The organism is Streptococcus sp. C300 (genome assembly GCF_000187645.1).
Taxonomy (GTDB): domain Bacteria; phylum Bacillota; class Bacilli; order Lactobacillales; family Streptococcaceae; genus Streptococcus; species Streptococcus oralis_CQ.
In genome coordinates this window covers 351,515-359,741 of sequence record NZ_GL732466.1, presented here as the reverse complement: position 1 = coordinate 359,741, position 8,227 = coordinate 351,515, and the positions used below count along the sequence as shown (strand labels likewise).

Genomic DNA, 8,227 nt, shown 5'->3' with positions numbered 1-8,227 from the left:
TCACAAGAAACTGCTCCAGTCCTTGCACCATTCTTGTATGGTACTTTGGAACGTTTGCTCTTGCCATTCGGTCTTCACCACATGTTGACAATCCCAATGAACTACACAGCTCTTGGTGGAACATACGAAGTGTTAACCGGTGCAGCAAAAGGAACACAAGTATTTGGTCAAGATCCACTTTGGCTTGCTTGGGTAACGGACCTTGTTAACCTTAAAGGTTCAAATGCCGACCAATACCAACACCTTCTTACAACAGTCACTCCAGCTCGTTTCAAAGTTGGACAAATGATCGGTTCATTTGGTATCTTGATGGGTGTCATCGTTGCTATCTACCGCAATGTTGATGCTGACAAGAAACACCAATACAAGGGTATGATGATTGCGACAGCCCTTGCAACATTCTTGACAGGGGTTACTGAACCTATCGAGTATATGTTCATGTTCATCGCAACACCGCTTTACCTTGTTTATTCAGTAGTTCAAGGTGCTGCCTTTGCTATGGCAGATATTGTTCACCTTCGTGTCCACTCATTCGGTTCAATTGAATTCTTGACTCGTACACCATTGGCAATTAATGCTGGTATTGGTATGGATATCGTTAACTTTATCTGGGTAACTGTTCTCTTTGCGGTTATCATGTACTTCATTGCCAACTTCATGATCAAGAAATTCAACTACGCAACTCCAGGACGTAACGGAAACTACGAAACAGCTGAAGGAGCATCAGAAGAAGCAACTCCTGGAACTCCAAAAGTTGCAGTAGCTTCTCAAGCCGTAAATATCATTAACCTTCTTGGTGGTCGTGCAAATATCGTAGATGTGGATGCATGTATGACTCGTCTTCGTGTAACTGTTAAAGATGCAGATCGCGTTGGTACTGAGGAACAATGGAAAGCAGAAGGAGCTATGGGTCTTGTCATGAAAGGACAAGGTGTCCAAGCTATCTACGGACCAAAAGCTGACGTATTGAAATCTGATATCCAAGATATCCTTGACTCAGGGGAAGTAATTCCGGAAACTCTTCCAAGTCAAATGACAGAAACTCAACAAAATACTGTCCATTTCAAAGGTGTAACTGAAGAAGTTTACTCAGTAGCTGACGGTCAAGTTGTTGCTTTGGAACAAGTGGAAGATCCAGTTTTTGCTCAAAAAATGATGGGTGATGGATTTGCAGTAGAGCCAGCAAATGGCAACATTGTATCTCCAGTTACTGGTACTGTATCTAGTATCTTCCCAACAAAACACGCTCTTGGTCTTGTCACTGACTCAGGTCTTGAAGTGCTTGTTCATATTGGTTTGGATACAGTAAGTCTTGAAGGAAAACCATTTACTGTTCATGTCTCTGAAGGACAAAAAGTGGTTGCTGGTGATCTTCTTGTCACAGCTGACTTGGATGCTATTCGAGAAGCAGGACGCAAAACATCAACAGTGGTTGTCTTCACAAATGGTGATGTCCTCAAATCAGTTAAATTAGAACAAACAGGTTCTCTTGCAGCTAAAACAGCAGTTGCTAAAGTAGAATTGTAATATACTTGGGGTTGGAAGCTGTTTTCCAACCTCTTGTTTTAGGAGAAAAGCATGAAATTTCTAACACTCAATACCCACAGTTGGATGGAGAAGGAAGCAGAGGAAAAATTCCAAATCTTACTCCAAGACATTCTTGATAAGGACTATGATTTGATTTGTTTCCAAGAAATCAATCAAGAAATGACTTCGCCTGAGGTAGAGGTTAACAATCACTATCAAGCTTTACCATCAGCAGAACCCATTCATCAGGACCACTATGTCCGACTTCTGGTTGAAAAATTGGCTGAGAAAGGGAAAAACTACTACTGGACTTGGGCTTACAATCATGTTGGCTATGACCGCTACCATGAAGGCGTAGCCATCTTATCCAAAACACCTATTAAGGCGCGTGAGATTTTAGTATCAGATGTAGATGATCCAACGGACTACCATACTCGTCGCGTTGCCTTAGCTGAGACAGAGGTTGAAGGTAAGGAACTTGCTCTTGCAAGCGTTCATCTCTCTTGGTGGGATAAAGGTTTCCAAGAAGAATGGGCACGATTTGAGGCTGTACTAAAAGAGTTGAACAAACCTCTGATTTTAGCAGGTGATTTTAATAATCCAGCTGGTCAGGAAGGCTATCAAGCGATTTTAGCTAGCCCATTAGGATTACAAGACGCGTTTGAAGTTGCGAAAGAAAGAAGTGGTAGCTATACCGTTCCACCAGAAATTGATGGTTGGAAAGGCAATACCGAGCCACTACGAATCGACTACGTCTTTACGACCAAAGAGTTAGAAGTAGAGAGTTTACAAGTAGTTTTTGATGGACAAAATAGTCCACAAGTCAGTGATCACTATGGTTTGAATGCTGTATTGACCTGGAAATAATGAAAAAGGTTGGAATCAGAGAGTTCCAACCTTTTAATCTATTCGAATCTTCACTACAGGACTGAGACTCAAATGGGGCTACTGCAATAGGATAAAATATGGTATAATTGAAAGGATAGAATCGAGGATAGTATGTCATTTAAGAAATTTCAATTTAAAAATTATATAGTAGAAGCCTTGGAGGAGTTGAAGTTTACGACTCCTACCGAAGTTCAGGAAAAGTTGATTCCTATTGTCTTGGCAGGTCGTGATTTGGTGGGCGAGTCAAAAACAGGTTCAGGAAAGACTCATACTTTCTTATTACCCATTTTCCAGCAATTAGATGAAACTAGCGATAGTGTGCAAGCAGTCATTACTGCACCAAGTCGTGAGTTGGCCACTCAAATTTACCAAGCAGCTCGTCAGATTGCAGCTCACTCAGATGTCGAAGTTCGTGTGGTTAATTATGTGGGTGGTACGGATAAGGCGCGTCAGATTGAAAAACTTGCCAGTAACCAACCACATATCGTTATCGGAACGCCAGGTCGCATCTATGACTTGGTCAAGTCTGGTGATTTGGCTATTCACAAGGCCAAGACCTTTGTAATTGATGAAGCAGATATGACCTTGGATATGGGATTCTTGGAAACCGTTGATAAGATTGCGGGAAGCCTTCCAAAAGACTTGCAATTCATGGTTTTTTCAGCGACGATTCCTCAAAAATTGCAACCATTCTTGAAGAAATACTTGTCAAATCCTGTCATGGAAAAAATTAAGACTAAGACAGTCATCTCAGATACCATTGATAACTGGTTGATTTCGACCAAGGGCCGTGATAAGAATGCTCAGATTTACCAACTGACTCAGTTGATGCAGCCTTATTTAGCTATGATTTTTGTTAACACAAAAACGCGTGCTGATGAATTGCATTCTTACTTGACTGCTCAAGGCTTGAAGGTGGCAAAGATTCATGGAGATATTGCTCCTCGTGAACGCAAACGGATCATGAATCAGGTGAAAAATCTGGATTTTGAGTACATTGTTGCAACAGACTTGGCAGCGCGTGGAATTGACATTGAAGGGGTCAGCCATGTTATCAATGATGCCATTCCGCAAGACTTGTCCTTCTTTGTTCACCGTGTTGGACGAACTGGGCGCAACGGACTGCCTGGTACAGCGATTACCCTTTACCAGCCTAGTGATGACTCGGATATCCGTGAGTTGGAGAAATTAGGGATCAAGTTTACTCCTAAGATGGTCAAAGACGGAGAGTTTCAAGATACCTATGACCGTGATCGTCGTGCTAATCGTGAAAAGAAGCAGGATAAGCTTGATATTGAAATGATTGGCTTGGTTAAAAAGAAAAAGAAAAAAGTTAAACCGGGTTATAAGAAGAAAATCAAATGGGCGGTGGATGAAAAACGCCGCAAAACCAAGCGTGCTGAAAATCGCGCACGTGGCCGTGCAGAGCGAAAAGCCAAACGCCAAACATTTTAAGAACTCAGTAGAATCAGGTGATTCTACTGAGTTTTTATTTCCGGAAATATTCAAAGGAGATAATAATTATATATTTTAAATAATTTGATTTATAAAACAGTAATTGCTTTAAAACCTTTTTTAGAGCAATATTTTATTGAAATCGTAAGGAAAAAAATTGAAAACTATACAAAATTGTGTTATCATACTATAAAATAATCGGATTATATCATTTGATCCGTGAAAAGAAAAGGGGACTTCTATGGATAAATCATTTATGAAACAACAACGTTTTTCATTCCGTAAAATGAAAGTTGGGTTGGCTTCTGTAGCAATTTTGTTTGCTTTTGCTCAGGTCGGACAAGTGTCTGCAGATGAAACAACACAACCGGCATCTACTTCAGCTGAAACAGTAAAGAAAACCGAAGCAAATAAATCGGCAGTCGAAGCTGCTGTAGCAGAAATTAAAGCTGATGAGGCGAAACCAGTCGTTAACCAATCAGATGCAAAACCTGGAGAACTTGTTGATTTTTCTAAGAAGGTTTCACCTATTGACGTGAAAGAACGCCAAGAAGGTGATCAAAAGATTCATGAAGAAACTGCAACAGTCGAAGTCACAAAGACAGAAGTGGCACCTGTAAAAAGTGAAGAACTTCCTGCTCCAAAGACTGAAACAACTGAGAGTACAGTGAGTGGGAAAGATGAAGATGGAAATTCTTATACCCAATATGAACGTGTTGATAAAACAACTACAGTCGAAATCAAGAAAGCGACAAGAACGATTTCAAAATCTAACTCTGCCGATATCGTTTTTGTTGTGGACCGTTCAGCATCTATGTCTCGAACTATTGACACTGTCCGTAACAATATCAATGAGTTTGCAAGAAATCTTGCTAAAGATGGAGTAGCAGCACGTTTTGGATTAGCTACCTTTAGTGATGAAGTATATGGACGTATAGGTGGATTAGCAGATGAGGGTACAATTTTAACAAAATTTAATGAATCTTATTTTACCTCTGACCCAGCTGAGCTTGAAAAAGCATTAGCAGGCATTAAGCTTGCACATGGTGGAGACTTCCCTGAAACATCTACACCTGCTCTTACACAAATTATTTCAACCTACGACTGGTCTAAGTCACCTAAAAATAAAAAGTTTGTCGTATTGTTGACAGATGCTCCAATGAAGGAGGATCCTTCAATTCCAACGATGGCGAATACTCTTGCGTCTTTGAAAGCCGCAAAAATCGAAAGAATTGTTGCAACTTCGACAGGGACCGATATTAGCTATAAAGATTTTGCATCTGAAGGTCGATTAATGAATATTGATCGTAACTTGGCTGATTCTTTAACTAAGGATGCAACTACATGGATTGTTGAAACTGTGACTGAAGGACACAATTACAAGGTAACGAAAGATAATTACCAATTTTACCTAGAACGTCGTACAACACTACCTATTGCTCAGACAGGAAGTGCGACTCCAACTACCACAGTTCCAGTAGCTACAGCTTATAAAAAAGAAGTGGCGAAACTCCCTGATACAGGAAGTAATGATACAGCGAACTATGGTATTGTGGGGCTTGGCCTCCTAATGGCTGGACTTGGCTTAACTGTAAGCAATAGAAAGTCTAAGGAACAGTAAGCCTAACTGGAAGATTGTTTGTAAGAACATTGTGATAAAAAATAGGTAGTTTGTAAACGAAGTATGCAGATTAGCATAGGTATGACCTTCTGTATTATGGAGTACAAGCCAAATTTTTATGACGAGAAAAGAGCCGTAAGGTTCTTTTTTCGATTTAGAGAAAATACTGCAAAAAAAAGTAAAAAGTGGTATAATGATAAGGTTATATAGTCCCGATAAGGTGGTAGGTATTCATTACTAGTAGTTTTCCTATCAGTACTTTGTAACTCTATAACAATATTTTTTAAGGGGGGACATTTTTATGTCAGAACGTAAATTATTCACGTCTGAATCTGTATCTGAGGGGCATCCGGATAAGATTGCAGACCAAATTTCAGATGCGATTTTGGATGCTATTTTAGCAAAGGATCCAGATGCGCACGTTGCTGCCGAGACAGCTGTATACACAGGTTCGGTCCATGTTTTTGGTGAAATTTCTACAAATGCTTATGTGGATATCAACCGTGTGGTTCGTGATACCATTGCAGAGATTGGTTATACCAATACAGAGTATGGTTTTTCTGCGGAGACGGTGGGAGTTCATCCGTCGCTTGTTGAGCAGTCACCAGATATCGCCCAAGGAGTTAACGAAGCCTTGGAAGTCCGTGGAAATGCAGATCAAGATCCGCTTGACTTGATTGGTGCTGGTGACCAAGGTCTTATGTTTGGATTTGCGGTGGATGAGACAGAAGAACTCATGCCATTGCCAATCTCACTCAGTCATAAGTTGGTTCGTCGTTTGGCAGAACTTCGTAAGTCTGGTGAAATCAGCTATCTCCGTCCAGATGCTAAATCACAAGTTACGGTTGAGTATGATGAAAATGACCGTCCGGTACGTGTGGACACAGTCGTTATTTCAACTCAGCACGATCCAGAAGTTAGCAATGAACAAATTCACAATGATGTGATTAACAAGGTTATCAAAGAGGTGATCCCAGCTTCTTACTTGGATGAGCAAACCAAATTCTTCATCAATCCAACTGGTCGTTTTGTAATCGGTGGACCTCAAGGGGACTCAGGTTTGACTGGTCGTAAGATTATCGTGGATACCTATGGTGGCTACTCTCGCCATGGTGGTGGTGCCTTCTCTGGTAAGGATGCGACGAAAGTGGACCGTTCAGCCTCTTATGCAGCTCGCTACATTGCCAAGAATATCGTTGCAGCAGGCCTTGCTAAGAAGGCAGAAGTGCAATTGGCCTATGCTATCGGGGTGGCGCAACCTGTTTCTGTTCGTATCGATACTTTTGGTACAGGAACAGTATCTGAAAGCAAGCTTGAAAAAGCAGCGCGTCAAATCTTTGACCTTCGCCCTGCAGGAATTATTCAAATGCTGGATCTCAAACGCCCAATTTACCGTCAAACAGCGGCTTATGGACACATGGGACGTACAGATATTGACCTTCCATGGGAACGTTTGGACAAGGTAGATGCTTTGAAAGAAGCTGTGAAATAGAATTAAAAGATTGGTAGCTGTGCACTGCCAATCTTTTTTGCAAAAGAAAACCAGCTTTCGGCTGGTCTTCTTATTTTATAGGTATTGAAATCTCAATCAATTTATCTGAATAAAGCGTCTTGATATTGGCTTCATCAATGCTTCCTTTATCGATTTTACGTTTCAAGAAGAAGTCTTGAATGGTTTCGATTTCAGGTTCACGAATAGCACGGTGTTTGTTGGAAATGAGGATTTCATAGTGAAGCGGGGCTTGTGTGAAAACTACATCTGTGTTTCCAGCAGAATAGACCTCGACAAGAGTTGCGTCTGTGCTTTCTAATTGGCTTTTAACAAGTTGCGAGTGTGAGTTTGTCGTATTGATAAGCTTCATAACAGTTCCTCCGATTTTCTAACTCTATTATAGCACTTTTTGGATAAAATCGTGTATTTTAGCCAATTCCATGCTGGATTTTCCAAGCTTCAATTCCCCATTTATGGCTACCACGTTTGAGTTTTTCAATTGCTTCATCAATAGGAAACCAAGCAATATGATTAAAATCTTCCAATGGTTTTTGTACTTCTTGGAAAGAAATAGCTTCATAGAGATAAGCTGGATTGTAGTAGTAGGTATCACGGTGGCGAGAGTAGAAATACTCATCAGCTTGTCCATAATAGGTTCCAATCTCAGCTGTAAAGCCAAGTTCTTCGATTAGTTCTCTCTTCAGTGCTTCTTGATGATCTTCGCCTGCTTCAATCTCTCCACCTGGCAAGAACCAAGCCCCATTGGGAGCTTGAACTAGGACAATTTGTTTTTTCTCCGCATCCGGAATAACTGCGTACACACCATAGCGGGGCTGGTAGGTCACATTCTCTTTTTTATCACCATAAGTTGGGTTTGCCATTGCTTTTTCCTCATTCTCTAGTGTCTTTATTATTATCATAATGGACGAGGGGCAAGCTGTCAAGGTTTTACATTTATTTTAGTAAAAAAGGTGCAGAAAATGATAGACTTTCTGCACTTGTTAGATAGATTTATTCTTCTATTTCAGAAGCAATCTCTTCTGTTTTTTCAGTTTTTTTGGCAGATTTGATTTGAATCTTGCCATTGCTTGTCATGACTGCCTTGAGGTCTTTTTCACTTGGATTTTCAAGGTAATAGTCAGTGATGGCATCCTCGATATGGTCTTGAATGGTACGGCGGAGAGGGCGCGCTCCCATTTTTGGATCATATCCTAGGTCAACTAATTTTTCTTTGACCTTGTCCG

The 8,227-nt window shown here is 40.7% G+C and carries 7 protein-coding genes and 1 pseudogene; 5 read left to right on the top strand and 3 right to left on the bottom strand.

The window, feature by feature from the left end:
• From HMPREF0849_RS10165 to metK, 5 genes are all read left to right on the top strand, one after another.
• Positions 1-1,527: glucose PTS transporter subunit IIA (locus tag HMPREF0849_RS10165; RefSeq protein WP_000313681.1), on the top strand; the 1,527-nt coding region annotated here is incomplete at its 5' end.
• Positions 1,528-1,578: 51 nt separating this feature from the next.
• Positions 1,579-2,394 (top strand): endonuclease/exonuclease/phosphatase family protein, encoded by an 816-nt coding sequence (locus tag HMPREF0849_RS01745; RefSeq protein ID WP_000670848.1) that lies wholly within the window; start codon positions 1,579-1,581, stop codon positions 2,392-2,394.
• Positions 2,395-2,526: 132 nt separating this feature from the next.
• Positions 2,527-3,870 (top strand): DEAD/DEAH box helicase, encoded by a 1,344-nt coding sequence (locus tag HMPREF0849_RS01740; protein ID WP_009013512.1) that lies wholly within the window; start codon positions 2,527-2,529, stop codon positions 3,868-3,870.
• Between the two features lie 241 nt (positions 3,871-4,111).
• Positions 4,112-5,491, top strand: a complete 1,380-nt coding sequence (locus tag HMPREF0849_RS01735; RefSeq protein WP_000361430.1) for a VWA domain-containing protein — start codon at positions 4,112-4,114, stop codon at positions 5,489-5,491.
• 301 nt (positions 5,492-5,792) lie between these two features.
• Positions 5,793-6,983 carry a methionine adenosyltransferase gene (metK, locus tag HMPREF0849_RS01730; RefSeq protein ID WP_000003916.1) on the top strand — a complete coding sequence of 397 codons (1,191 nt, stop codon included), beginning with the start codon at positions 5,793-5,795 and terminating at the stop codon, positions 6,981-6,983.
• A 70-nt stretch (positions 6,984-7,053) separates the two neighbouring features.
• On the opposite strand, the gene HMPREF0849_RS01725 is transcribed toward metK, so the two are convergent.
• From HMPREF0849_RS01725 to HMPREF0849_RS01715, 3 genes and pseudogenes are all read right to left on the bottom strand, one after another.
• The gene (locus HMPREF0849_RS01725; protein WP_000767205.1) at positions 7,054-7,353 is read right to left on the bottom strand and encodes a DUF1827 family protein; all 300 of its coding nucleotides are present in this window, start codon (positions 7,351-7,353) and stop codon (positions 7,054-7,056) included.
• Between the two features lie 58 nt (positions 7,354-7,411).
• Positions 7,412-7,864 (bottom strand): NUDIX hydrolase, encoded by a 453-nt coding sequence (locus HMPREF0849_RS01720; protein WP_000013176.1) that lies wholly within the window; start codon positions 7,862-7,864, stop codon positions 7,412-7,414.
• A gap of 130 nt (positions 7,865-7,994) precedes the next feature.
• Positions 7,995-8,227: pseudogene (locus HMPREF0849_RS01715) on the bottom strand (ATP-dependent Clp protease ATP-binding subunit); the annotation flags it as partial.